General features: G+C 65.0%; 24 protein-coding genes. 13 read left to right on the forward strand and 11 right to left on the reverse strand.

Annotation, left to right across the window (positions count from 1 at the left end; genetic code table 11):
* Nucleotides 1–9 precede the first annotated feature (9 nt).
* Entirely contained in the window at nucleotides 10–570 is a 561-nt protein-coding gene (gene hslV / locus QX071_RS03520; protein WP_315702251.1) for an ATP-dependent protease subunit HslV, read from the reverse strand.
* Nucleotides 571–772: 202 nt separating this feature from the next.
* Here hslV and hisB point away from each other — a divergent pair, with 202 nt between their 5' ends.
* From hisB to coaA, 7 genes are all read left to right on the forward strand, one after another.
* Nucleotides 773–1,366, forward strand: a complete 594-nt coding sequence (gene hisB / locus QX071_RS03525) for an imidazoleglycerol-phosphate dehydratase HisB (protein ID WP_315702250.1) — start codon at nucleotides 773–775, stop codon at nucleotides 1,364–1,366.
* Nucleotides 1,367–1,388: 22 nt separating this feature from the next.
* Nucleotides 1,389–1,913, forward strand: a complete 525-nt coding sequence (locus QX071_RS03530) for a DUF2628 domain-containing protein (protein WP_315702249.1) — start codon at nucleotides 1,389–1,391, stop codon at nucleotides 1,911–1,913.
* Entirely contained in the window at nucleotides 1,910–2,560 is a 651-nt protein-coding gene (gene hisH, locus QX071_RS03535) for an imidazole glycerol phosphate synthase subunit HisH (protein WP_315702248.1), read from the forward strand. Before QX071_RS03530 ends, hisH begins: the two co-directional genes overlap by 4 nt.
* Nucleotides 2,561–2,625: 65 nt before the next feature.
* Nucleotides 2,626–3,363, forward strand: coding sequence for a 1-(5-phosphoribosyl)-5-[(5-phosphoribosylamino)methylideneamino]imidazole-4-carboxamide isomerase (gene hisA, locus QX071_RS03540; protein ID WP_315703139.1), 738 nt, complete (start codon nucleotides 2,626–2,628; stop codon nucleotides 3,361–3,363).
* Between the two features lie 11 nt (nucleotides 3,364–3,374).
* Complete coding sequence (gene hisF / locus QX071_RS03545; protein ID WP_315702247.1) at nucleotides 3,375–4,151, forward strand: imidazole glycerol phosphate synthase subunit HisF; 777 nt, start codon at nucleotides 3,375–3,377, stop codon at nucleotides 4,149–4,151.
* An 81-nt stretch (nucleotides 4,152–4,232) separates the two neighbouring features.
* Nucleotides 4,233–4,556 carry a phosphoribosyl-ATP diphosphatase gene (locus QX071_RS03550; protein ID WP_315702246.1) on the forward strand — a complete coding sequence of 108 codons (324 nt, stop codon included), beginning with the start codon at nucleotides 4,233–4,235 and terminating at the stop codon, nucleotides 4,554–4,556.
* Between the two features lie 46 nt (nucleotides 4,557–4,602).
* On the forward strand, nucleotides 4,603–5,559 hold the full coding sequence (gene coaA / locus QX071_RS03555; RefSeq protein ID WP_315702245.1) for a type I pantothenate kinase: 957 nt from the start codon (nucleotides 4,603–4,605) through the stop codon (nucleotides 5,557–5,559).
* Between the two features lie 12 nt (nucleotides 5,560–5,571).
* On the opposite strand, the gene QX071_RS03560 is transcribed toward coaA, so the two are convergent.
* From QX071_RS03560 to QX071_RS03570, 3 genes are all read right to left on the reverse strand, one after another.
* Nucleotides 5,572–7,812, reverse strand: a complete 2,241-nt coding sequence (locus tag QX071_RS03560; protein WP_315702244.1) for a PAS domain-containing hybrid sensor histidine kinase/response regulator — start codon at nucleotides 7,810–7,812, stop codon at nucleotides 5,572–5,574.
* A 134-nt stretch (nucleotides 7,813–7,946) separates the two neighbouring features.
* Complete coding sequence (locus QX071_RS03565; protein ID WP_315702243.1) at nucleotides 7,947–8,417, reverse strand: hypothetical protein; 471 nt, start codon at nucleotides 8,415–8,417, stop codon at nucleotides 7,947–7,949.
* Nucleotides 8,418–8,511: 94 nt separating this feature from the next.
* Nucleotides 8,512–10,050 carry a YifB family Mg chelatase-like AAA ATPase gene (locus QX071_RS03570; RefSeq protein ID WP_315702242.1) on the reverse strand — a complete coding sequence of 513 codons (1,539 nt, stop codon included), beginning with the start codon at nucleotides 10,048–10,050 and terminating at the stop codon, nucleotides 8,512–8,514.
* A 227-nt stretch (nucleotides 10,051–10,277) separates the two neighbouring features.
* Between QX071_RS03570 and QX071_RS03575 the strand changes: the two genes are divergently transcribed.
* The gene (locus QX071_RS03575) at nucleotides 10,278–12,254 is read left to right on the forward strand and encodes a putative bifunctional diguanylate cyclase/phosphodiesterase (protein WP_315703138.1); all 1,977 of its coding nucleotides are present in this window, start codon (nucleotides 10,278–10,280) and stop codon (nucleotides 12,252–12,254) included.
* Between the two features lie 162 nt (nucleotides 12,255–12,416).
* The gene (locus QX071_RS03580) at nucleotides 12,417–13,424 is read left to right on the forward strand and encodes a DUF2336 domain-containing protein (RefSeq protein WP_315702241.1); all 1,008 of its coding nucleotides are present in this window, start codon (nucleotides 12,417–12,419) and stop codon (nucleotides 13,422–13,424) included.
* Between the two features lies 1 nt (nucleotide 13,425).
* On the opposite strand, the gene gshB is transcribed toward QX071_RS03580, so the two are convergent.
* From gshB to rsmI, 3 genes are read right to left on the reverse strand one after another with little or no spacing between them, the layout of a single operon-like run.
* Nucleotides 13,426–14,367, reverse strand: coding sequence for a glutathione synthase (gene gshB / locus QX071_RS03585; protein ID WP_315702240.1), 942 nt, complete (start codon nucleotides 14,365–14,367; stop codon nucleotides 13,426–13,428).
* 28 nt (nucleotides 14,368–14,395) lie between these two features.
* Nucleotides 14,396–14,848, reverse strand: coding sequence for a YraN family protein (locus QX071_RS03590; protein ID WP_315702239.1), 453 nt, complete (start codon nucleotides 14,846–14,848; stop codon nucleotides 14,396–14,398).
* On the reverse strand, nucleotides 14,835–15,806 hold the full coding sequence (rsmI, locus tag QX071_RS03595; RefSeq protein WP_315702238.1) for a 16S rRNA (cytidine(1402)-2'-O)-methyltransferase: 972 nt from the start codon (nucleotides 15,804–15,806) through the stop codon (nucleotides 14,835–14,837). Before rsmI ends, QX071_RS03590 begins: the two co-directional genes overlap by 14 nt.
* 223 nt (nucleotides 15,807–16,029) lie before the next feature.
* Here rsmI and QX071_RS03600 point away from each other — a divergent pair, with 223 nt between their 5' ends.
* Entirely contained in the window at nucleotides 16,030–17,232 is a 1,203-nt protein-coding gene (locus tag QX071_RS03600) for a penicillin-binding protein activator (protein WP_315702237.1), read from the forward strand.
* Nucleotides 17,233–17,299: 67 nt separating this feature from the next.
* On the opposite strand, the gene hemW is transcribed toward QX071_RS03600, so the two are convergent.
* Genes hemW through rph form a run of 3 tightly spaced genes read right to left on the reverse strand, consistent with a single transcriptional unit; the run spans nucleotide 17,300 to nucleotide 19,792 of the window.
* A complete protein-coding gene (gene hemW / locus QX071_RS03605) occupies nucleotides 17,300–18,451 on the reverse strand; it encodes a radical SAM family heme chaperone HemW (protein WP_315702236.1) in 1,152 nt (383 codons plus the stop codon).
* Entirely contained in the window at nucleotides 18,444–19,082 is a 639-nt protein-coding gene (rdgB, locus tag QX071_RS03610) for an RdgB/HAM1 family non-canonical purine NTP pyrophosphatase (RefSeq protein WP_315702235.1), read from the reverse strand. Before rdgB ends, hemW begins: the two co-directional genes overlap by 8 nt.
* Nucleotides 19,079–19,792: a ribonuclease PH gene (gene rph / locus QX071_RS03615; protein WP_315702234.1), complete on the reverse strand. Its 714-nt coding sequence runs from the start codon at nucleotides 19,790–19,792 to the stop codon at nucleotides 19,079–19,081. The genes rdgB and rph overlap by 4 nt, the downstream gene beginning before the upstream one ends.
* A 150-nt stretch (nucleotides 19,793–19,942) precedes the next feature.
* Here rph and hrcA point away from each other — a divergent pair, with 150 nt between their 5' ends.
* The 3 genes from hrcA (at nucleotide 19,943) to QX071_RS03630 (ending at nucleotide 23,495) form a co-directional block, all read left to right on the forward strand.
* On the forward strand, nucleotides 19,943–21,031 hold the full coding sequence (gene hrcA / locus QX071_RS03620) for a heat-inducible transcriptional repressor HrcA (RefSeq protein ID WP_315702233.1): 1,089 nt from the start codon (nucleotides 19,943–19,945) through the stop codon (nucleotides 21,029–21,031).
* Nucleotides 21,032–21,165: 134 nt separating this feature from the next.
* Nucleotides 21,166–21,789, forward strand: a complete 624-nt coding sequence (gene grpE, locus QX071_RS03625; protein ID WP_315702232.1) for a nucleotide exchange factor GrpE — start codon at nucleotides 21,166–21,168, stop codon at nucleotides 21,787–21,789.
* Nucleotides 21,790–21,974: 185 nt separating this feature from the next.
* Nucleotides 21,975–23,495, forward strand: a complete 1,521-nt coding sequence (locus tag QX071_RS03630; RefSeq protein ID WP_315728093.1) for a hypothetical protein — start codon at nucleotides 21,975–21,977, stop codon at nucleotides 23,493–23,495.
* Between the two features lie 12 nt (nucleotides 23,496–23,507).
* Here QX071_RS03630 and QX071_RS03635 read toward each other — a convergent pair whose 3' ends face one another.
* Complete coding sequence (locus QX071_RS03635) at nucleotides 23,508–24,446, reverse strand: hypothetical protein (RefSeq protein WP_315728091.1); 939 nt, start codon at nucleotides 24,444–24,446, stop codon at nucleotides 23,508–23,510.
* Nucleotides 24,447–24,865: the final 419 nt, after the last annotated feature.

Below are 24,865 nucleotides of genomic sequence, written 5' to 3' on the forward strand. Positions count from 1 at the left end.
CCGGCTGGATCAGCCCGCCTCGAGCGCCTCGATCGTGATGTTGCGGTTGGTGTAGACGCAGATGTCGGCCGCGATATCGAGGGCACGGCGGACGATGGTCTCGGCGTCCTTGTCGGTATCGATCAAGGCGCGGGCCGCGGCCAGCGCGTAATTGCCGCCGGAGCCGATCGCCATGACCCCGGCCTCCGGTTCCAGCACGTCGCCGGTGCCGGTCAGGACCAATGAAACGTCCTTGTCGGCGACGATCATCATCGCTTCCAGCCGACGCAGATAGCGGTCCGTGCGCCAATCCTTGGCGAGCTCGACCGCCGCCCGGGTGAGTTGCCCCGGATATTGCTCAAGCTTGCTTTCCAGCCGTTCGAACAGGGTGAAGGCGTCGGCCGTGGCGCCGGCAAAGCCGCCGATCACGTCGCCCTTGCCGAGCTTGCGGACCTTCTTGGCGTTGGATTTGATCACGGTCTGGCCGATCGAGACCTGGCCGTCGCCGCCGATCACCACGCGTCCGCCCTTGCGGACCGTCAGAATCGTGGTGCCATGCCAGACCGGCAGCTGGTTTTGGGATGCTTGCATGCGGAATCCTTGCTCAGAGCCTTGCATCTAGGGCCTGCTGGCCGGGGATGCAATTACCAGCCAAGGTAACGGTCAAAGCTGGCATGGACTTGAAATCCGCTCACCATAGGCCGAGATGGAGGTCTCATCCCGTCATCCCGCAGTAGCGAAGCTGACATCCGCCTGTTAAAAGGGCCGCGTTTTCAAGGGAAAGCAGACCCTCATGCGCAGCGCGACCATCAAGCGCAAGACCAAAGAGACCGACATCGAGGTGGCCGTCAATCTGGATGGCTCCGGACTGTCCGAGATCGCGACCGGTATCGGCTTCCTCGATCACATGCTCGACCTGCTGGCGCGTCATTCCCGCATCGACATGACGGTCAAGGCGGCCGGCGATCTGCACATCGATTACCATCACACCACTGAGGACGTCGGGATCGCACTCGGCCAGGCCGTCAAGCAGGCGCTGGGCGACATGGCGGGTATCACCCGCTACGCCTCGATCCACATGCCGATGGACGAGACGCTGACCCGGGTCGTGATCGACGTCTCGGGGCGGCCGATGCTGGTGTTTCGCACCACCTTTCCGCGCGACAAGATCGGTGAGTTCGATACCGAGCTGGTGCGCGAATGGTTCAATGCCTTCGCGATGAACGCCGGCATTACGCTGCATGTCGAAACCCTGTACGGCGAGAACAGTCATCATATCGCCGAATCCTGCTTCAAGGGTCTCGCGCGCGCTCTTCGCGTGGCGGTCGGCATCGATCCGCGCGCGGCAGGCGAAGTGCCATCCACCAAGGGTCGGCTCGGCGGCTGACCTCCTTGCGAGGACTATCAAGATGCCGGTCTACACCGTTCACGCTCCTCTCGCGGCCGGAGCCGATCTGCGCTCGACCGACCGTTTCGTGTTCGTGCGCGACGGCTTCCATCTGTGGGCGGCTGTCTTGAGCGTGCTCTGGCTTGCCTGGCACCGGTTGTGGCTCGGGCTGATCGGCTGGGTCGTCCTGGTTGCAGCTGTCGATGTCGTCCTGCGCCGAGTTGGGATCGGTTGGGGTACGGTCGTTGTCGCCGATATCCTGCTCGCGATCCTGTTGGGCTTCGAGGCGTCCAGTCTCAAACGCTGGAGTTTTTCGCGCGGGAATTGGCGGCAGCTCGACATCGTGATCGGCGACGATCTCGATTCGGCTGAGCGGCGTTTCTTCGAGCGCTGGGCCGCGCGTCGCGGCGCCACAAATTACGACAATCACACCGTCGATCGCGGCGCACCGCCGCCGACGCGTGACAATGGCAATGCGCTTCGGCCGCCGCCGCTGCCGCATGCCAGCATCATTGGCTTGTTTCCGGAACCGGGAGGTGGACGATGAGTGTTGCGATCATCGATTACGGATCCGGCAATCTGCATTCGGCGGCCAAGGCTTTCGAGCGCGCCGCGCGTAGCATGCAAGATCCGCAGAAGATCGTTGTCACGAGCGACCCCGAAACGGTTTATCGCGCCGATCGGATCGTGCTGCCGGGCGTCGGCGCCTTCGCCGATTGCCGTCGCGGCGTCGATGCGGTCGACGGCATGTTGGAGGCGCTGAACGAGGCGGTGCGGCACAAGGCGCGGCCGTTCTTCGGGATCTGCGTCGGCATGCAGCTGATGGCATCCCGCGGCAAGGAGCATGTCATCACCGAGGGCTTCGACTGGATCGCGGGCGATGTCGAAAAGATCGTGCCGCGCGACGAGAGTTTGAAGATTCCGCACATGGGCTGGAATACGCTCGATCTCGTGCAGGAACATCCGGTGCTGGAGCGGCTGCCGCTCGGGCCGAACGGGCGGCACGCCTACTTCGTGCACTCCTATCATCTGAACGCGGCAAATGAGAACGACGTGTTGGCGCGCGCCGACTATGGCGGGCCGATCACCGCGATCGTCGCCAAGGACACTGCGATCGGCACCCAATTTCACCCGGAGAAGAGCCAGCGCTTCGGGCTCGCGCTGATCTCCAACTTCCTGAAGTGGAAGCCGTAGGTCTTGCTGCCCTCTCCGCCCGCTGCTGCGCGGAGAGGAGCGGCATGCTTGAAAGATTTTCTCTGATGATCCTGTTTCCCGCCATCGACCTTAAGAATGGCCAATGCGTTCGCCTCGAGCAGGGCGACATGGCGCGCGCGACCGTGTTCAATCTCGATCCCGCCGCGCAGGCCAAGAGCTTCGCCGACCAGGGTTTCGAGTATCTCCACGTCGTCGACCTCGACGGTGCCTTTGCTGGCAAGCCGGTCAATGCGCAAGCTGTCGAAGCGATGCTGGCGGCGGTCAAGATGCCGGTGCAACTCGGCGGCGGCATCCGCGATCTCAAGACCGTGGAAGCCTGGCTCGTCAAGGGCATCACCCGCGTCATCATCGGCACGGCGGCGGTGCGCGATCCCGGGCTGGTGAAGACCGCGGCGAAGGCCTTTCCGGGCCGCGTCGCCGTCGGCCTCGACGCGCGCGACGGCAAGGTCGCGGTCGAAGGCTGGGCCGAGACCTCCGAGGTCACGGCGCTCGACATCGCCCGCCGCTTCGAGGACGCAGGCGTTGCCGCCATCATCTTCACCGATATTGCGCGCGACGGCCTGCTGAAGGGACTGAACCTCGATGCGACCATCGCGCTTGCCGACCAGATCTCCATTCCCGTGATTGCCTCGGGAGGGCTTGCCTCGATCGAGGACGTCAAGGCGATGCTGTCGCCGCGCGCCAGCAAGCTGGAAGGCGCGATCGCCGGCCGTGCGCTGTACGATGGCCGGCTCGACCCCGCTGCCGCGCTCGATCTGATCCGCCGCGCACGCGCCGCGTAGGAGAAACCGCCATGTTCAAGGTTCGTGTCATTCCCTGCCTCGACGTCAAGGACGGACGGGTGGTCAAGGGCGTGAATTTCGTCGATCTGCGCGATGCCGGCGATCCGGTCGAAGCGGCCATCGCCTATGATGCGGCCGGCGCCGACGAGCTCTGCTTTCTCGATATCACTGCGACCCACGAAAACCGCGGCATCATGCTGGATGTCGTCCGGCGCACGGCGGAAGCCTGCTTCATGCCGGTCACCGTCGGCGGCGGCGTCCGCACCATCGACGATATCAGGACCCTGCTGCGCTCCGGCGCCGACAAGGTCTCGATCAATTCTGCGGCAGTGGCCCGGCGCGAATTCGTCAAGGAAGCGGCCGAAAAGTTCGGCGAGCAGTGCGTCGTGGTCGCGATCGACGCCAAGCGCGTAGCCCGCCCGGGCGGTTCGGAGCGTTGGGAGATCTTCACCCATGGCGGGCGGAAATCGACCGGGATCGATGCGCTGGAATATGCCCAGGAGGTGGTCGCGCTCGGGGCCGGCGAAATTCTTCTGACCTCGATGGATCGTGACGGCACCAAACAGGGCTTCGACATTCCGCTGACCCGCGCGATTGCCGACAGCGTGCCGGTGCCGGTGATCGCCTCGGGAGGCGTCGGTAATCTCGACCACCTGGTCCAGGGTATCCGGGAAGGCCACGCCACCGCCGTGCTGGCGGCATCGATCTTCCATTTCGGGGAATTTACAATCCGTGAGGCCAAGGATCACATGGTCCGCGCCGGCCTGCCGATGCGGCTGGATCCCTGAGGACTTCGCGTCGCAAAACTGCTACATAGGAACCCTAGCGTCCGCTCTCCTGCCGCGGGCGTCTGTATCGAGTACCGACTGATGCCCCGTTTCACGGTCCACGATCTCGCCGCCATCATCGATGCCCGCGCAGAGGCGGGTGGCGAAGCGTCCTATACCCGCAAGCTGCTCGACAAAGGTCCGCAGCACTGCGCCAAGAAGATGGGCGAAGAGGCTGTCGAAACCGTGATCGCTGCGGTCGAGAACGATCGCGATCATTTCATCGCCGAAAGCGCCGATCTGCTGTTTCATCTGTTGGTGTTGCTGAAGTCGCGCGGCGTCCGCCTCGAAGAGGTCGAGGCGACCCTGGCCAAACGAACCGGGATGTCCGGGCTGGAAGAAAAGGCGTCACGCAAGACGGAATAGCGCAGCGGCTACTTGGGAACCGCTCGGGGGAAGCGAGGTCAGCGTCATGGATATGCGCACCACAGAACAACAATATAATCCGTACCGCATCTTCACCCGCGAGCAATGGGCGGAGCTGCGCAACGACACCCCGATGACGCTCGAGCCCGGCGAATTCTCCAAGCTGCGTTCGATGCATGATCGCCTCGACTTGCAGGAGGTCGAGGACATCTATCTGCCGCTGTCGCGCCTGCTGTCGATCTATGTCGATGCGATGCAGCGGCTCTATTACGCGCAGCGCCAGTTCCTCGGCATCCGCGACCGCAAGATGCCCTACATCATCGGCGTGGCTGGATCGGTGGCGGTCGGCAAATCGACCACGGCGCGCGTGCTGCAGGCGCTGCTGGCGCGCTGGTCGCCCCGGCCGAAGGTCGACCTCATCACCACCGACGGCTTCCTGTACCCCAAGGCGGTGCTGGAACGGCAGGGCCTGATGCAGAAAAAGGGCTTTCCAGAGAGCTACGACCTGCCGCTGCTGCTCGGCTTCCTCTCCGACATCAAGGCCGGACGCCATCCGGTGCGGGCTCCGGTCTACTCGCATCTGACCTATGACATCGTGCCCAATCAGTGGACCGAGATCGATCAGCCGGACATCCTGATCGTGGAAGGCGTCAATGTGCTGCAGACCGGTCCCTTGCCGCGCGATGGCAAGGCTGTGCCCGTGGTGTCGGACTTCTTCGACTTCTCCGTCTACATCGATGCTGAGGAGCCGGTGTTGCGGAACTGGTATGTGAAGCGCTTCCTGGCGCTGCGCGATACCGCGTTCCATGATCCGCGCTCCTACTTCCATCGCTACGCGCTGTTGTCGGATGAAGAGGCGACCGCGACCGCGACCGCGATCTGGGAGCGCACCAACCTCGCCAACCTCGAGGACAACATCCTGCCCACGCGGCCGCGTGCGACCCTGATCCTCAAGAAGGGTCCCGATCACGGCGTCGAGACGGTGGCACTGCGGCGGCTGTAAGGGCCGTGCCGTTCACGCCGGCACATGGCGCGCCGCCGTCAGCGCGGCGAGCGCCTCGTCGAGCTTGTCGCGATCGAGCGGCTTGATCAGGAAGCCGTCCATGCCCGCTTCGAAACAGGCGTAGCGGTCTTCCACCAGCGTATTGGCGGTCAATGCCAGGATCGGCGTGCGCCGGCTTGGCTCAGACGCTTCTCGAGCGCGAATGCGTTTGGCAGCCTCGATGCCGTCGAGCCGCGGCATTTGCACATCCATCAGGATCAGGTCGTGCGGCGTGCCGGCGGATTTCGCGGCAAGCCAGGATTCCAAAGCCGCTTCGCCGTTGGTTGCGATCACAGTGCGATGACCCAGCCGCGTCAGGAGCGAGCGCATCAGAAGCGCATTGATCTCATTGTCTTCTGCGACAAGGATCGACAGGCCTGAGCTCGGGTTCACCGGCGTCTGTCCGTGGGATTCGATGGCGGCTTCATCGGCCAATGCGGGTGCGGTCACGTCGGTCGCAATGGCGAGACGGGCTGCGAGCGATGCCGCCCGCAAGGGTTTGACGAGATAGCCGGTGAAGGGCGAGCTCGCCTGCAGCTCGTGACGCGTGGCTGGCGTGACCAGCACGATGCGACGGGCAGTGTGGTGTCGCGCGGCTTCGCCGACCTTCAACGCCGTATCGCGCCCGATCGCCTCGTCGATCAGCACGGCGTGCCACGACCGTTCCGGCAGCAGCGCCTGTGCCGTCCCGCCATCCGATGCGAGGCAGGTTTGAGCGCCCCAGTTCTGCAACCGCCGTTCGATCAGCTCCGTCGCAAGACCCGGCGCAGCCAGCAGCATGACGGAGTGGCCGCGCAAATCCGGGCCGGCAAAGCTGTTCTGTTCGCCGCGTTCGAGCGCAGCGGGCAAGGGGACGGCAATCTCGAAGGTTGCGCCCGCACCGGGCGCACTCTCCAGCGTGATGCGGCCGCCCATGCGCCTGACGATCCGCTCGGAGATCGCAAGGCCGAGCCCGGTGCCGCCGAAGCTGCGCGCAACCCGTTCGTCGGCCTGCTCGAACTCCCGGAAGATGCGCGTCTGCGCCTCCGGCGCGATGCCGATGCCGGTGTCGCGGACGCGGAAGCTGATCTCGCCCGGCCAGATTCCCGGCTCGACGATCAGCGCGATGCTGCCTTTCTCAGTGAACTTGATCGCGTTGCCGGCGAGATTGAGCAGAACCTGACGCAGCCGCGCGGCGTCGCCGACCACGCAGGACGGCAGGCGCTCGTCGACATAGGCGGCAATCTCCAGATTCTTCGCCTGCGCCCGCGGCGCCAGCAATTCGGTGACGTCCTCGATCAGCGGCGCGAGCGCAAACGGCCGCGCCTCCAGGTCGAGCTTGCCGGCTTCGATCTTGGAATAGTCGAGCAGCTCCTCGATCAACGACATCAGTGCTTCGCCCGATGTCCTCACCGCTCTGGCGTAGGTGGTCTGCTCCGGCGTCAAAGCGGTGTCGAGCAGCAAGCCGCTCATGCCGATGATGCCGTTCAGCGGCGTGCGGATCTCGTGGCTCGCCATCGCCAGGAAGCGCGACTTGGCACGGCTCGCCGCATTGGCCTGGTCGCGGGCTTCGGCTAATGCGCGCTCGGTCTCGGTACGGTCGGTGACATCGCGGCCGACACATTGCAGCACCGCGGGCTGCCCGGCATCCGAGCGCACCAGCGCTTCCCGCCAGGCGATCCAGCGCGGTCCGATCGCGCTCTCGATGCGCTGGTCGTGAACGCGCGTGCCGTTCGGCTCGAGCGCGTTGTCGCCCTGTTCGATCAGTTCGAAGACAAAACGGCTGCCGAGCAGGTTCTCCCGATCAAGGCCTGCCATTTGACAATAAGCGTCGTTGACGAAGGTGATGCAGCCGTCCGCATCCCGCATCACGATCAGGTCACCCTGGGACTCGAACAGGCTGCGGGCTCGCTGCTCGGCTTCCTGCAGCTCCCAGTTCCGGTCGGCGAGCACCTCGTTGTGGAGCGCGAGCTTGTGGAGCTTCTTGGCGACGAAGCGTAGCCGCATGCTGAGCGTTGCGAGCGCAACGCAGGCGATCGCGAACAGAAAGCTGGCGCCGATCGCAAAGGCATGCGGATTGTAGCCCGAGTTTTCGGACAGGCTGGCCTTGATGAAGCCGTAGGCGCCGCCGAACCCGGCGGAGAAGATCATCAGCGAGCGCAGAATGGCGATCACAAGCTGGTGGCGGCGCGCGAAGCGGAGCAAGCGCAGCTTGATGCGGAAGAACCGTCCCATCGCCATACCCCTGATGAATTCGAACGTTGCCGATCAGTCCAACCAACATGCGGTTGCTATCTTGCGGAGAGCTTGAGCCGGTGTTCAGCAGCGGCGTTGCCGTGCGAACAAGGTGAACGAGGTCCTAATTCCGTTCAGAACTGCGCGTCGGCCAGGTGCGATCTGCCGCCGTGCGCGCCGACGATCAGCGCGGCCGCCTGGCGCGCGGTGACGCGCGTGGATCGGACAAATATCCGATAGTCAGCAGGGCCGTCCGCTGTGAGATAAATCCGCAATGGCGGGTTCTGTGCGGGATTGGCGGCCAGTGCGACGAACTCGGTCGCCGCCGCGGCGCCGCAGCCTTTGTCATCCGCCACCGTCCCATCGTCGACGATGACGAGATCGGCGGTCTCAGGGCTGTCCGTCAGGGCGACGCGAACCGTGGCAAGCGCAGGGTCATCGGTGAAGTCGACGTGGAGGTCGGCATGAAATGGCGTAGAGCCGATCTCGACGGCGTCGGCGCCGACGACGATGCAGGGGCGAGCCGCGGAGGATAATTCGATCTTGCCGACGACCGCCGCCGTCACCGCGAGGGTGATCATCACCAGCACTTTGAAACGCAACATCACATACCCGCCAATCCCGAGCCGACAACACCGGCTGTTATGGTTGGCGGAGTGTAAAGGGAACTGGTTACCGTCCTGTTGACGGAGGAGCGGCTCAGGCCGCGTGCCGCGCTTCGTCCGCGAGCGCGCGATAGGACAAGGCTTCGGCCAGATGCAGCCGCCCGATCTTGTCGGCATGGTCGAGATCGGCGAGCGTCCGGGCGACGCGCAGCACCCGATGATAGCCGCGTGCCGACAGCCGCATGGTCTCCGCAGCTTCGCGCAGCAGCTTCTGGCCTTGCGCATCGGGCTTTGCGATCTCGTCCAGCACGGCAGCCGGCGCCTCGGCATTGGTGCGGACTTGCGGCAGGCCGGCTGCCGCGTAACGCGCAAGCTGGATGCCGCGCGCCGTTGCGACGCGCGCAGCGACCTCCTTCGAGCCCTCGGCGGCTGGCGGCAGGATCAGATCGGCTGCGGTCACCGCGGGCACTTCGATGCGCAGGTCGATGCGGTCCATCAGCGGACCGGAGATGCGCATCTGATAGTCCGCGGTGCAACGCTCGATCCGGTTGCGCTTGCAGGCATAGCCGGGCTCGAAGGCGTTGCCGCAGCGGCAGGGATTCATCGCTGCGACCAGCATGAAGCGGGCAGGATAGGTCACGCGATGGTTGGCGCGCGAGATCGAGACCTCGCCATTCTCCAGCGGCTGACGCAGCGAGTCGAGCACGCGCGGATCGAACTCCGGCAGCTCGTCCAGGAACAGCACGCCCTGATGGGCGAGAGAAATCTCGCCGGGCTTGGCGCGCAGGCCGCCGCCGGTCAGTGCCGCCATGCTGGCCGAATGATGCGGGCTGCGGAACGGCCGTCGCGAGGTCAGCGCGCCGCCCTCGATCTCGCCGGCCACCGAGGCGATCATCGAGACTTCAAGGAGCTCGGCCGGTGACAGCGGCGGCAGGATCGATGGCAACCGCGCCGCCAGCATCGACTTGCCGGCGCCGGGCGCACCGATCATCAGCAGATGATGGCCGCCTGCCGCGGCGATCTCGAGCGCCCGCTTGGCGCTCTCCTGGCCTTTGATGTCGCGCAGGTCGAGCGCGCTCGACGGCGCCTCGTGGATCTTCGGCTGCGGCCGCGACAGCACCTGCGTGCCCTTGAAATGGTTGGCGATCTGGATCAGCGAGCTTGCCGCAATGATCTGGATATCGGGGCTGGCCCAGGCCGCTTCGGCCCCGCACGCAGCCGGACAGATCAGGCCTTCCTCGCGGGCATTGGCACCGATCGCGGCCGGCAGCACGCCGGCGACAGGCGCAATCGAGCCGTCGAGGCCGAGTTCGCCCAGCACGGTGAAGCCGCTCAGCGCATCCGGCGGGATGGCGCCGATCGCGGCCATCAGGCCGAGCGCGATCGGCAGGTCGTAATGGCTACCTTCCTTGGGCAGGTCGGCTGGCGCCAGGTTCACGGTGATCCGCCGGGCCGGCAGCGCAAGACCCGACGCGATCAGCGCCGAGCGCACCCGCTCGCGCGCTTCCGAGACCGCCTTGTCCGGCAGGCCGACGATGGCAAAGGCCGGCAACCCCGGCGCAACCTGGACCTGCACGTCCACTGCGCGGGCTTCGATCCCTTCAAAGGCAACGGTAGTGACGCGCTGGACCATGCCGCCCTCCCCAACGGGTGGAAGGTAACTGAAGACGCCAGTAGCCGCAAGAACAATACATGAACACGAGGAGGCGCCGCTGCGCGGCAATCAAGGACATCCGCCGGAGCGAATTAACGTCGCCTTAGGCCCCACTCTGGATGCTCGTTCCGCGCGAGCGGATCCTCCGGGCCACAATCACCACGTCGTTCCGTCAATTCGACCATTGAAGGCCGCCAGTGCCAAGCATGCAGATCAAGGATAGCGAGCTGAGGCCGGCGGCACTTGCGAGAGCGCAGGCGACGAGCCTGCTGCAAAATATCGCCCTGACTTTGCTCTCGAACGTTGCGATCGCGGTCTCGCTCGCGCTGCTGATCTATCTCGAGCATGGAGGGACGATCATCTCCTCCTGGCTCGCCGCCGCGGTCGCCTTTGCACTGGTCCGGGCCTGGTGGATTCTGAGGATGAAATCCTCGGGAATGCTGGAAACCGATCCGCAGCGGGTGCTGCGGTCCCTGACCGTCGCGGCGTTCCTGAGCGGGCTGCTATGGTCGGTCGTGCCGCTCTGCTTCGGGGCTTTCCTCGCCACGCAGACGATATACTGCGTTGTCTTCATCATGGCCGGGACGACGACCGGCGCAATCATCCAGAGTCTCGCCTATTCGCCGCCGGCGATTGCGTTTGGCGCGCCGCTCATGGGGGCCACGCTGTCGAGGATGCTGATGTCCGGGAGCGGCGTCAGCTACATCATCGCGCTCGACGTCCTCTTCCTGACCTTGATGCTGTTCCGGGCTGCCCGCGTCGGAGAGCGCGGCTTCATCGCCAGCCAAGTCACCGCATTCGAAGCCACGGACCTTGCCTCCTCGCTTGCGGAAGCCAACAGCGAGGTGCTGCATTCCAACCGCGCGCTGGAACGCCTCGTGCGCACCGATGCGCTGACCGGGCTTGCCAACCGGAGTCACTTCCGCGACGTCGCCGACGCGGCGTGCTCCGCTGGGCGGGGCGTCGCGTTCCTGCTGTTCGACATCGACAACTTCAAGACGATCAACGACACGCGCGGCCATGAAGCCGGGGATCGCGTCCTCGCGGCGGTAGCCGACGTGCTCCGGTCCAGCTGCGAGGCAGATGACCTGCCGGTACGGCTGGGCGGCGATGAGTTTATCGTGGTGTTCCAGGGCCGTGATGTCGAGGAGCGCGCCATCGCCTTCGCCGAACGGCTCAGCGAAGGCTTGCTGCAGCCATTGGCAATCGCAGGCCAGCCACAGTCCATCAGCTGCTCGATCGGCATCGCCGCGCACCTCGACGGCGATATCGATGTCGAGGTGCTCTGCGCCCGAGCCGATGCGGCGCTCTATCGGGCCAAAGAGGATGGGCGCGCCTGCATACGCGTGTTCGACGCGCAGATGCAGATTGAGCTGGCGCTGCAGCGTTGCCTCGATCTCGAACTGCCGCAGGCCCTGGCACGCGGTGAGCTCCACCTCGAATTCCAGCCGCAGGTCGTGATGGCGACGCGCGAGGTGATCGGCTTTGAAGCCCTGCTCCGCTGGCGGCACCCGCGGGTCGGCATGATCCCGCCGCCGGAGATTGTGCGTGCTGCCGTTCGGCTACGCTTGTCGGACAAGCTCACGAGCTTCGTCGCCGAACGGGCCTGCGCATTCGTGCGGGCGCTCGACGCGAGTCACGCGCCAAACGCCAAAGTCGCGATCAACGTCTCGCCGCGCGAGTTTTCGATCCATTCGCCTGCGACAATCCTCAACGACGCAGCGCAGCGATACGGCATCGACCCGCGGCGAATCGAGATCGAAATCACCGAGGAGGCGATGTTCGATCCGAAGCGTTGCGCGCAGGAGCTGGAGCTGATCCACGCATACGGATTTGGTCTGGCAATCGATGATTTCGGCGTCGGTCACTCCTCGATCTCCAACCTGGTGGCCCTTGAGCTCGATACCATCAAGATTGATCGCTCATTCGTCCATGGCCTCACGACGAGCTGCCGAAACCAACAACTGATCACGGCAATTACCGCGGTCGCCTTGCCGCTCGGGCACAGGATCGTCGCCGAGGGAGTGGAGACGGAGGAAGAGGCGCGACTGCTGCGGACGCTCGGATGCATCTACGGGCAGGGCTGGCTCTACGGTCGCCCGATGGTGGATAGCGACGCGATCGCATGGTTGACGTGCAGTCAAGGCAGCGAGGTCGGTGCCGACGCAGTCTCGGCCGCCTGATCCCTTAACGTGGCTTTAGGCGGACGCTTGCATGCTCTGGCAGGGTCGTGCCGGCGCTGCCGGTCGGGCTGACATCCTCGCGACGCAAGAGGTAAACGAACCATGACTCAAAGGCATCCGGTGCTCCCGGCGGCACGACAGGCCGCTCCTGAGAGCAGGACGATGTCCGATCTGTCGATCGAAATCTTGCGCAAGACGACCGCGCTGCTTCTGTCCGGGCCACGGCCGCACGCAGCCGAGCAACTCGATCTGTACGATCAGATCTTTGCCCGGCTGTTGCCGCAGGTCGGCGTCGAAGCGCTGGCCGAGTTAAGCGCCGCTTTGGCCTCGGTCGAGCGCGCGCCCTACGCCACCGCGCGCCTGCTGGCGAGCCATCCGGAGGTGCGTGTTGCGGCGCCGATGTTGGCGAAGGCTGCGGTGCTGTCGGAGCGTGACCTCGCGGACTTCATCAAGACCGGCAACCAGCCGCATCTGATTGCGGTCGCAAGCCGCAAGGCCATTGGTGAGCCATTGACCGAGCTTCTGATCGCGCGCAGCTATCCGGCAGTGCGCATGGCGCTGGTGCAGAATCTCACGGCGAAGTTTTCCGAGGACGGTTACCGCAGCCTGTTCAAGAGCGCCGAGCGCGACGCCGATCTCGCCGAGAAGCTCGGGGCCCGTCCCGATCTGCCGGCCAAGCTGTCCCGCGCCTTCGTGGCGGCGGCGAGCGAGGACGCGCGCGCGCGTTTCATCAAGGCGGCGCCGCCGGCCGCCAAGGCTACGCTGCAGGCGACTCCTACCCGATCCGCGGCCGCAGCGATGCGTGCCACCTGGGACTACACGCAGGTCAAGAGCGAGGTCGCTGCCCTGAACAGGACCGGCAAGCTCAGCGATTCCGCGGTCAACCGGTTCGCCGCGACCAACGACTATCCGGCCGTCATTGCCGCGCTGGCGCTGCTGTCGGACGTCAGCATCGAAACCATCGAGGCGCTGCTGGATGACGATCGCATCGGCGATCTCCTGGTCGCCTGCAAGGCATCGCGCCTGAGCTGGGCCACGACCTCGATCATCCTCCGCGGCAGGCCGGGCTGTGCGCCGATCTCCGCCGAGGATTTCGACGAAAGCCGCAAGCGTTTCGACAAGCTCGTGCTCTCCGAGGCCCAGCTGAAAGCGCGGGGCATGAAGCCTTAAATCAGCTCCGCTTCTTTTCGATCACGTCCCAGACGCGCGCCGCAATATCGGGACCGCCGAGTCGGGAAATGGCGCGGATACCGGTCGGCGAGGTCACGTTGATCTCGGTCAGGTTGCCGTCGATCACGTCGATGCCGACGAACAGCAGCCCGCGCTCGCGCAAGGCCGGCCCCAAGGTCTCGCAAATCTCGCGCTCGCGGGCGCTTAGGTCGGTCGCCTGCGCCGCGCCGCCGCGAACCATGTTGGAGCGCAGATCATCGGCCGCCGGCACGCGGTTGACGGCGCCGGCGAATTCGCCATCGACCAGGATGATGCGCTTGTCGCCGTGCTTCACCTCCGGCAGGAAGCGCTGGATCACCCAAGGCTCCTTGAACGTGACCGAGAACATGTCGAACAGCGAGCCGAAATTCATGTCTTGCGGCATCACGCGGAACACCGCCGCACCGCCATGGCCGTGCAGCGGCTTCATCACCACGGCGCCATGCTGATCGCGGAAGACGTTGATCTCGTCGAGATCGCGCGAGATCAGGGTCGGCGGCATAAGCTGCGGGAAATTCATCACGAACAGCTTTTCCGGTGCGTTGCGGACGCTGGCCGGGTCGTTCACCACCAGCGTCTTAGGATGAATCCGCTCGAGGAAATGCGTCGAGGTGATGTAGGCGAGATCGAATGGCGGATCCTGCCGCAGCAGCACGACGTCGAACGATGTCAGCGGCGTCGGCTTCGGCTCACCCAAGGTGAAGTGATCGCCGACTTGGTCACGCACGGTCAGCGCCTGCACGGGCGCGACCAGCTCCTCGCCGCGCAAGGAGAGCTTGTCGGGCGTGTAGTAGGATAGGCCATGTCCGCGGCGCTGCGCTTCCAGGAGCAGCGCGAAGGTCGAATCGCCACGGACGTTGATGCGGGCGATCGGGTCCATCTGGACGGCGACATTCAATTTCATGAGGCTGGTCCTGGTCTTATGAGCGTGTTTAAGGGCTGGCGTCGAATGCGGCCAGCAGATGACGCGGCAGGCTCTTCGGCGCAATCAGAATCGCATCGAAGCGCAATTCGAATTCGGCATGTTCGGGATGCGCCATCAGCCAGGCCTGCGCGGCATCGATAATGCGCTGCTGCTGGCGCGGCGTCACCGCGTAGGCGGCGTCATCCAGGGAGGCGCGAGCCTTGACCTCGACGAAGGCGAGCAGGTTGCGCTTGCGCGCGACGATATCGATCTCGCCGTGCGGCGTGCGGAAGCGCTTAGCCAGAATGCGATAACCCTTGGCCATCAGCAACGCGGCCGCACGACTTTCGGCCGAAAGCCCGGTGCGAAAGGCGGCGACGCGCTCGGGCGCGGCGACCTTCGCAGGTTTTGCCGACGCGGCGTCAGGGCTCGCCGGGTCAGTCTTGGCAGGTGCAGTCTTGGTCGACTCAATCTTGGCCATCGGCCTCTCCGGCCCGCATGTCCTTGGTCTGCATATTCTTGGCGAGTGCCAGCGCACGGGCATAGACCTCGCGCCGCGGCCGCCCGGAGAGCTCGACCGCGTGCATGACCGCGTCCTTGACGGTCTCGGTCCGCAACTGCTCCGTCAGTAATTTATCGAGCTCATCGGATGACATGAGGCCGGCATCGCGTGCGGGCGGACCGATGACGAGGACGAATTCGCCGCGCGTCTCCAGGCTGGCGGCATTTGCGGCGAGCTCGGCGAGCGATGCGCGCGTGATCTCCTCATGCAGCTTGGTCAGCTCGCGGCAGATCGCGGCCTCGCGCGCGCCCATGATCTCGGAGAGATCGTGCAACGTGTCCTGCACTCGGCTGCCGGACTCGAACAGCACCAGCGTCGCCTCGATGCGGGCGAGTTCCGCGAGCCGGCTGCGGCGCGCCTGCTGTTTCGCCGGCAGAAAGCCTTCGAAGAAGAAGCGGTCCGTCGGAAGTGCCGCCACGTTCAGCGCCGTAAGCACGGACGAGGCGCCGGGCAACGCCGTCAGCGGATGACCGGCCGCGCAGACGGCGCGCACCAGCTTGTATCCGGGGTCGGAGATCAGCGGCGTCCCGGCGTCGGAGACCAGCGCGATCGCCGCGCCCTCGGCCAAACGCTGCAGCAGCTTTGGCCGCGCGGCTTCTGCATTGTGCTCGTGATAAGGGGTAAGTTCCGCCGAGATGGCGTAGCGTTCCGTGAGGCGCCGCGTGATCCTGGTGTCCTCGCAGGCGATCAGGTCGACACCGGCCAGGGTCTCGAGCGCACGCAGCGTGATATCGCCAAGGTTGCCGATCGGCGTTGCCACGAGGTACAAGCCAGGTCGAGCCCGTGGCGCCGGAATGCCGTGTCCCGCCACCACATAGCTGGCTTCGGCAATGTGGCCGTTGTCGATCGGTGTGTTCGGGATTGCCTTTGCGCCCATGTCCCCAATCTAGAGGGTGGATTGGGCGAATGCCACCCGCGTTCGCGACGTGCCCGTTGCCGTCGAAAGCAAGACGCAAAACAGTGAATTTGACCAGCTGTGGGGGTCCTCTAATCCTTTTGTTTTGGTTAACTATTCGTCGACAATATGCCTGAATCCGTCCCCCATGTCGGTGCGGGGGCGGATCAATCCTGGCCGGTCTCCGGCCAAGCAAAGAGATGCCATGGCGGGCCCGCGTGATCCCAATTCAGCTGCTCCGAGGCCGGAGCCCACCCGGCTCGCTCGGCGGACCGCGCTGGGCCTTATTCTCGGCGCGCCGCTGCTGTCGGCCTGCTCCAGCGTGTCCAATCCGTTCGAGCAGGCGGCCCCCGGCGGACCGCCGCAGCAGCCGGCGGTCGCAGGCAATGGCCAGGTCAAGGTCGGGCTGATTCTGCCGCTGTCGGCCTCCGGCAATGCCGGTGTTGCCGCCCTGTCGATGCGGCACGCGGCCGAGATGGCGCTGGCCGAGTTCCAGAACCCCAATATCCAGCTTCTGATCAAGGACGACGCCGGCAGTCCGCAAGGTGCACAACAGAGTGCACAACAGGCCTGTGACGAAGGCGCGGAGATCATCCTCGGGCCGCTGTTTGCCGGCTCAGTGCCGCCGACCGCACAGGTGGCGCGTGCACGGAACGTCTCGGTGATCGCCTTCTCGACGGATTCCAGCGTCGCCGGGCGCGGGGTCTATCTGCTCAGTTTTCTGCCTGAGTCCGACGTCAGTCGGATCGTCGAATATTCTGTCGGCATCGGCAAACGATCCTTTGCGGCGATGTTGCCGGACAACGCGTACGGCACGGTCGTCGAAGGCGCTTTCAAGACCGCGGTCAGCCGCAAGGGCGGCCGTATCGTTGCGTTCGAGAAATACGGACAGGATCGCGCCACCACGGCACGGACCGTGGCGCAGTCGCTCGGCGGTGCCGACGCGCTGTTGCTGGCCGATGATGGCGACGCCGTCGTCGCAACCGCCGATGCGCTCACGGCGGCGGGCGCCAATCTCCGCAACATCCAACTGCTCGGGACCGGCCTGTGGGACAATCCGCGCGTCTACGCCAGCGCCAACTTGCAGGGCGGCTTGTATGCCGCGCCGGATCCATCGGGCTTCCGCGCCTTTTCCGGCCGTTATCGCACGCGCTTCGGCTCGGAGCCGGTACGCACCGCGACGCTCGCCTATGATGCGGTGGCGCTGGTTGCGGCATTGGCGCGGACCCAAGGCCCGCAGCGCTTCGCGCCCGACGTGCTGACCAACGCATCCGGCTTTGCCGGCATCGACGGCCTGTTCCGCTTCCGCACCGACGGCACCAATGAGCGGGGGCTTGCCGTGATGCGGGTGGCATCGGCCGGTGGCCAGGCGGTTGCGGGGTCGCCGAAGAGCTTCAGCGCCACCTAAAAGATCTCGTTATTACTCGAGCATGATCTTTTTGGGAAAACCGGTCTCAACTCTTCCGGATCATGCTCTAGGCTGCGAGATCGGCCACGACTGCGTCGAGCACGGGGAACCCCTCCTGCGTCACGCGCAGCCGGCCGTCGCTATCGACGACGATCGCGCCTTCCTCGCGGAGCAGCGCAATCCGCTGCGGGTCGAGCGTACGTCCTGAAATAGCCGCGTAGCGCTTGGGATCGATGCCTTCGGCCAGCCGCAAGCCCATCAGCAGAAATTCGTCGGCGCGTTCTTCGCGGTTGAGCGCGTCGTCGATAGTCACACCATGGCCGTTGGCTTCGACCCGCATCAGCCAGGCCTCAGGGCGCTTGTCGGTCGCGGTGGCGTAGCGGACGCCGTTGATGTCGAGCCGGCCATGCGCGCCGGGTCCGATGCCGGCATATTCGTGGCCGCGCCAATAGACCAGATTGTGCCGGCATTCCGCGCCCGGTCGGGCGTGGTTGGAAATCTCGTAGGCCGGCAGGCCGTGACGGCTGCAGACCTCCTGCGTCACGTCGTAGAGTACCCGTGCCAAACCTTCGTCCGGCGTCTTCAGCTTGCCCGCGGCGTGCAGGCCGAAGAAGGGCGTGCCCTCCTCGATCGTGAGCTGGTACAGCGACAGATGCTCCGCCGCCTCGCCGATGGCGCGCTTGAGCTCCTCCGTCCACATCTGTGGCGTCTGATCGGGACGCGCGTAGATCAGGTCGAACGAATAGCGTCCGAACGTGCTGCGTGCGATCGCAACCGCATCCATGGCTTCTTGCGCCGTGTGCAAACGGCCCAGCATTTTCAGCGAGACGTCGTCGAGCGCCTGCACGCCGAGCGAGACGCGATTGACGCCGGCCGCGCGATAGCCGGCAAAGCGCGTGGCTTCGACGCTGGTCGGATTGGCTTCCAGCGTCACCTCCACATCAGCGGCGACGCGCCAATGTTTGCCGATGGCATCAAGGATGGTGCCGACGGTCTGCGGCTGCATCAGCGACGGCGTGCCGCCGCCGAGGAAGATCGATGTGACATCGCGCTGCCCAATACGTCCCGCGGTGGTCTCGATCTCGCGCGCGAACGCGCGCGCAAAGCGCTCCTGGTTAATGGCGACGTGGCGGACATGGCTGTTGAAGTCGCAATAGGGGCACTTCGACAGGCAGAACGGCCAATGCACATAGACGCCGAAAGCGGACGGATCAGGCAAGGCAGATCTCCGCAAGCTTCACGAAGGCCCGGGCACGATGCGACAGGCCGAGCCCGAGCGGCGGCAGGCCGTGCTTTTCGACCGCGGTCATCTCGCCGAATGTCCTGTCGTGGTCGTCGGGCCGGAACATGGGATCATAGCCGAAGCCTGCATTGCCGCGCGGCGGCCAGACCAGGGTGCCGTCGACGCGCGCCTCGACCTCCTCGATATGGCCGTCGGGCCAGGCCACGCACAGCGCGGAGACGAAATGCGCGCGGCGCTGCTCCGGCGACGTCGCGCCGCGTTCCTGCAACAGGCGCTCGATCTGTGTCATCGCGGCGGTGAAGTCCTTGGATGGTCCCGCCCAACGCGCCGAATAGATGCCGGGTGCGCCGTCGAGCGCCTCGACCACGATGCCGGAGTCATCGGCGAACGCCGGCAATTGCGCGGCTTTGGCCGCTGCGATCGCCTTGATGCGCGCATTGGCCTGGAACGTTTCCCCGGACTCGTCGGGTTCGCCGAGCCCCAGCTCGCCGGCCGATACTGCCTCGACCCCATGCGGCGCCAACAGCTCGCGCATCTCGGCCAGCTTGCCGGGATTGTGCGTGGCGATGACGAGGCGGCCTTCGATTTGCCGGTGCGTGTTCGTCATGCGACCGCGAGCTTTTGTAGATCGACCAGCCGGGCCACGCCCTTGCGCGCAAGCGCCATCAAGGCGAGGAACTCGGCCTCCGTGAAGGGCGTCTTCTCGGCCGTGCCCTGTACTTCGATGATGCGGCCGTCGCCAGTCATCACGAAATTGGCATCGGTCTCAGCTTCGGAATCCTCAGCATAATCGAGATCGAGCACCGGGGTTCCGTTGTAGACACCACAGGAGATCGCAGCGACATGGTCGCGCAGCACCTCGGTTTTCACCATATTGCGCGCCTTCATCCAGCTGATGCAGTCCGCGAGAGCGACCCAGGCGCCGGTGATCGATGCGGTGCGGGTGCCGCCGTCCGCCTGGAGCACGTCGCAGTCCACAGTGATCTGGCGCTCGCCGAGTGCCTCAAGGTTGATCGCGGTCCGCAGGGAGCGGCCGATCAGGCGTTGGATTTCGACCGTGCGGCCGCTCTGCTTGCCGGCCGAGGCTTCGCGCCGCGTCCGCTCCAGGGTCGCCCGCGGCAGCATGCCATATTCGGCGGTGACCCAGCCGCGGCCCTGCCCTTTCAGCCAGGGCGGCAAGCGATCCTCCAGGGTGGCAGTAACCAGCACATGGGTGTCGCCGAACTTCACTAGGCAGGACCCCTCGGCATATTTGACGACGCCACGTTCCAGGCTGACGGCGCGCAGTTCATCCGGTGCACGGCGGCTCGGCCGCATGAGAATCCTCCGAAGCAGGGTAAAATATCGGCTATGCCGAGGCCTTGTAGGGGGGGTGATCAGGACCGGCAAGGCCTTATCGTGCCCCGGACTGGCTTGCCACGGGCCTGCCGCATGGACAAATTATGGGCAATCCGGAAGGGGATAGCTGTGGCACACCACGACCCGATCAACCTGATAACACCGCCTGCCGGGCTCGCGCAGCTCAACGAGCGGTCGCGGGAGATTTTCCGGCAGATCGTCGAAAGCTATCTGGCGACCGGCGAGCCGGTCGGCTCGCGCAACCTCTCCCGCCTGATTACGGTTCCGTTGTCACCGGCCTCGGTCCGCAACGTCATGGCCGATCTCGAGCAGCTTGGCCTGATCTATGCGCCGCATACGTCCGCCGGACGGCTGCCGACTGAGCTCGGCCTGCGCTTTTTCGTCGACGCCCTGATGCAGGTGGGCGACATGACCGAAGCCGAGCGGCAATCGATCGAGGGCCAGTTGGCATCGGTCGGCCGGGCGCAATCGGTCGAGGCCGCGCTGGATGAGGCGCTGACCCGGCTCTCCGGCCTTACACGGGCGGCCGCGGTGGTCCTCACGGCCAAGTCCAATTCGCGCCTGAAGCACATCGAGTTCGTGCGGCTGGAGCCGGAACGGGCGCTGGCCGTGCTGGTGGGCGAAGATGGCCAGGTCGAGAATCGGGTCCTGACCCTGCCGCCGGGCGTTCCCTCGTCGGCTCTGACCGAGGCCTCGAACTTCCTCAATGCCCGGATCAGGGGACGGACGCTCGCCGACGCGCGGCTGGAGCTCGAGACCGCTCTGGCGCGAGATCGCGTGGAGCTTGACGAACTGGCCCAGAAGGTGATCGCCGCAGGATTTGCGAGCTGGTCCGGCGGTGACAATGATGACAGGCAGCTGATCGTTCGCGGCCATGCCAATCTCCTCGACGATCTGCACGCCCTCGAAGATCTCGAGCGCGTGCGCCAGCTGTTCGATGATCTCGAGGCCAAGCGCGGCGTGATCGATCTGCTCGGCCGGGCGGAAAATGCGGAAGGCGTCCGCATCTTCATCGGCTCCGAGAACAAGCTGTTCTCGCTGTCGGGTTCGTCGACCATCGCGGCACCTTATACCGATGCGAGGGGTCGCATCGTCGGTGTGCTCGGCGTGATCGGTCCGACGCGGCTGAATTATGCGCGGGTGATCCCGACCGTCGACTATGCCGCGCGTCTGGTCAGCCGGCTTCTGGGTGGCTGATGAGGGCAACAGCGGGGTTGCTCGACCGTGACTTCGTCGGCCAAGTCCATGCTGTGCTTGATTTTCGGCGCTCAAAGCACGATATCCCGGCCGACACACCCCCCCTTCCAGTTGATTTTGCGAGAAGTCTGTCCATGACCGATCCCGACCTGCAGAAGAACGATCCGGCGAACCCGGCGCAGGCCAACGAACCCGTCGTTTCCAGGCCTTATGTGATGCCCGACGATCCCGAGACCGGCTCTGTGGAGGCATTGGCCAAGGAGGCCGCCGAGGCCCGGGACAAGATGCTGCGGACGCTGGCGGAGATGGAAAATCTGCGCAAGCGCACGGCGCGGGAAGTTGCCGACGCGCGCATGTACGGCATCACGGGCTTTGCCCGCGATGTACTCGATATCGCGGACAATCTGCAGCGTGCGCTCGATGCGGTGCCGGCAGAAGCGCGGGCCGCAGCCGACCCCGGTCTGAAAGCGCTGATCGAAGGCGTCGAGCTGACGGAGCGCTCGCTGCACAACACGCTGGAGAAGAACGGCGTGAAGAAGCTGGATCCGTCCGGCCAGAAGTTCGATCCGAATTTTCATCAGGCGATGTACGAGGTTCCTGATCCGTCGGTACCCTCCGGCACGGTCGTTCAGGTGGTCCAGGCGGGCTATACGATCGGCGAGCGCGTGCTGCGGCCGGCCTTGGTCGGCGTATCCAAGGGCGGACCGAAGGCTGCGCCGGCGGCTGCAAACACGGATGAACCCAACAGCGCGGCTTGATTTTCCGCTCAGTGCTCGGCCGCTTTCGTCAACGATCGACGGATGACGAATGTGAAGCCACGGTGTCGTGCCGTGGCTTCCGGCTGCGTAGCGATCGCAACGCGGTCCGGATCTTCTCCGGAGCTCCTGAAACAAAGCCTTAATGGCGCTTGGCTACGGTCCCGAGAGTTGCGGGGGTGTACGCCATGGCTATGAATATCCATACCGCGCCCCGGCCGATCTGCAGGCCGGAGGTGGACCGGACCTTAGCCCTGCAATGGGGCGCGATCGTTGCGGCGTTCAGCGCAGCGATCGTGATGCGCCACATTGTGGCGGCGAGCCCCGACGTGAGCTGGCTGCTGATTGCGGGCGAGCGCTGGCTCGACGGGCAGCGGCTATATTCCGAAATCCTGGAGACGAACCCGCCCATGGCGGTCTTCGTCTATCTCCCCGGGATCCTGATTGCCCGCGCCCTTGGCTGGAATGCTGAGGACGTCGTCGATGGCCTCGTGTTCCTGGCCATCGCTCTGTCTCTCGGTCTGAGCGCTCTCATCCTGCGAAAATCGACCGTTATCGGGGCGAGACAGGGCTGGGTCCTTGCAATCACTGCCGTTCTCGTCCTGGCGGTCTTGCCGGTCCAGTCCTTTGGACAGCGCGAGCATATCGCCGTGATCGAGATGATCCCTGCGATGGCTGCTCTTGCGCTGCGCCTAAACCGCGAAACTCCGCCCGCATGGACGATCGGGATAACAGGCGTCGGCCTTGGCTTGGCACTGTGTTTCAAGCCTCATTTCGCGCCTGCAATGTTCTGCTGTCTGCTTGTGGCGGCAGCGTCTGCGAGATCGTGGCGAGTGCTCGTCGCACCGGAGAACATTGTCGCTGTCGGTGTGATCCTCGCCTACAGCGTCTGCACGATCTGGTTCTTCCCCGAATACTTCACCTTTATCGTGCCGCTGATCCGCGACGTCTACTCGATCGGACAGCCGATGGGCGCCATGTTGATGAAGCCGGCCGTCCCATTGTTGGGCCTCACCTTGATCGCGACGCTCGTGCAGAAGCGATGCAAAGCTATGACGCCGACATTGCTCCTTTTGCTGGCCGCGTCCGTCTGCTTCGGAATCGTCTATCTGTTGCAGCGTAAGGGCTGGCCATACCACGCCTATCCGATGCTGGCCTTTTCCTGGCTCGGGTTCGGCTATGCCATCTCGTTCAGCGAGGATGGCTTCGACGCCGTTCCTCGCGGGCTTCGCCCTGGCGAGCTTGCCGCATGTGGGGCTCTGTTCCTGGCCGCGATGGTGTGGTTCAATCTGGGGATGGATGCGCGCTTCTTGCAGCCGGCCATTGCAAGGACAGGTCTGCAACATCCGACCATCCTGGCGATCTCGGCCGATGGAGCGATCGCTCATCCGCTGACGCGCGCGATCGGGGGCGTGTGGGCGTCGCGCGAGCAGCGGCTGCTCGTACCGAGATACGAGCAGCTGGTCAGAAGCATACCATCATCGGATTCGAACACGCTGGCAGCGCTCGCGGGATATGCGCAGCGCGAACGCGCGTGGCTGATCGAGGATTTCCGCCGAAATCGGCCCGCGATCGTGCTGGTCGACAATGCAACGGACGATTGGGCCGCCTGGATACACGACAGCCCCGAGCTCGACAGGTTGTTGCAGGGTTACCGGCTCTCGGAAACCGTCCAGAACATCGATGTCTACGTCCGCCGGGGCGGCTGACGTGGCGCTTCGTCACCCCTTCGGCTGGATTCCATCCCGCACGGCCCGGAAGCGCGGGAACGCCGCCGACCATTGATCGCGCGGAGCGCTGCCGATGATGCGCAGCGTGGTCGGACCGCCGAAGCGCAGCCACTGCACGATGGTGACGGGCGTATTGTCCTTGCCGCTGGTCGCATCGATCCGCGTCTCATAGGCCGGCAAGCCGTCGATGCGGATCGGCTCCGACATCGTCAAGCGAGCATCGCGCACGCCGGGGATCGTCGTTGCGGCTTGCTGCGCGAAGCGCCCGCGGTCGCCAGGCTCCGTCGGTGCCGCGGCAATCAGGCTGACCACCATGAAGGGGGCGGACTCGAAGCCTTTGGCTTCATCGCCATCAGCAAGGATCAGTGCGGCGCCCGGTGCCAAGGTGCGGACCGTCTTGAAACTCGCGAGCTCGGTAACCTTGAACGGCATCAGCGAGAGCTGCTCGTCGACCGGGACTTCTTTTCGGACTGCGGCGGAGGCAAACATCTGGCGAATCGCGTCGTCGGTGTAGATCTTGCTCGCGCTCTCCGGGACCTGCACGGCGACATAGCCCGAGAAGGTGCCGCCGGCGACAATCATGGAATAGCGACGCACCGGCGTGGCGCCATCCTTGCCGTTCTCGACGGTGTAGTAGCCGAGCCCGGCGGTGGTCTCGATGCTTTCCGGCTTGATGCCGCCGGTGCCGCCCGGATTGGCGGTGAAGGCGTTCTTCACTTCGCCATAGGCATCGGCGGGCAGCTCCGCGAGCAGGACCTTGACGCTGTGATCTTCGGTCTCGAAGCCGGGGAAGGACTTGGCGACGGAGAGGCCGACCAAAGGGGCCAGCCCGACGCGGGCGCCGGGTGGAAAAACCGCGTCTGCCGCGAGGACCGGCCGCAGCAGCATAGTAGACAGTGCGGCCGCAATGAGGAGTCGAAAGAACGTCATGAATCATCTGCCTCGTTAACGAATACCGCCAGATCGCCGGCTGTCGCGGTCCCCGCCGGGTGGTGGTTCGGCCGCACGCTTTTAACGGGTTTGCGGCAATGGCGACAGGCTCTTGCTCGGGATTTGAAGTTCCGCGAGCCGCGGCTGCCCTGCCCGTTTGGAATTTCCTAACCACAGCGCATGATGGCGCGTGGTCCTGGGCGGGACCGGACCGGATCCGGTCAGCCGCGAGCGCGCCTCATCGAGGGCCGTAAAAGCTTCGGTCTTTCGACCACCGAGCCGGTGGTTCGGTCCTTGCGGGCCGGTCCCCCCCTCCTATATGAGGCTCATCGTCGCAATATCGCGAGCATTTGATCTGAGGGGGTTTGGATTGGGGGCGCCGTCAGGGCCCCTCCCAACCTGCCGCAAAAAGAAGGACA

Origin of the sequence: Bradyrhizobium sp. SZCCHNS1022 (assembly GCF_032484835.1) — a bacterium.
Classification (GTDB): Bacteria; Pseudomonadota; Alphaproteobacteria; order Rhizobiales; family Xanthobacteraceae; genus Bradyrhizobium.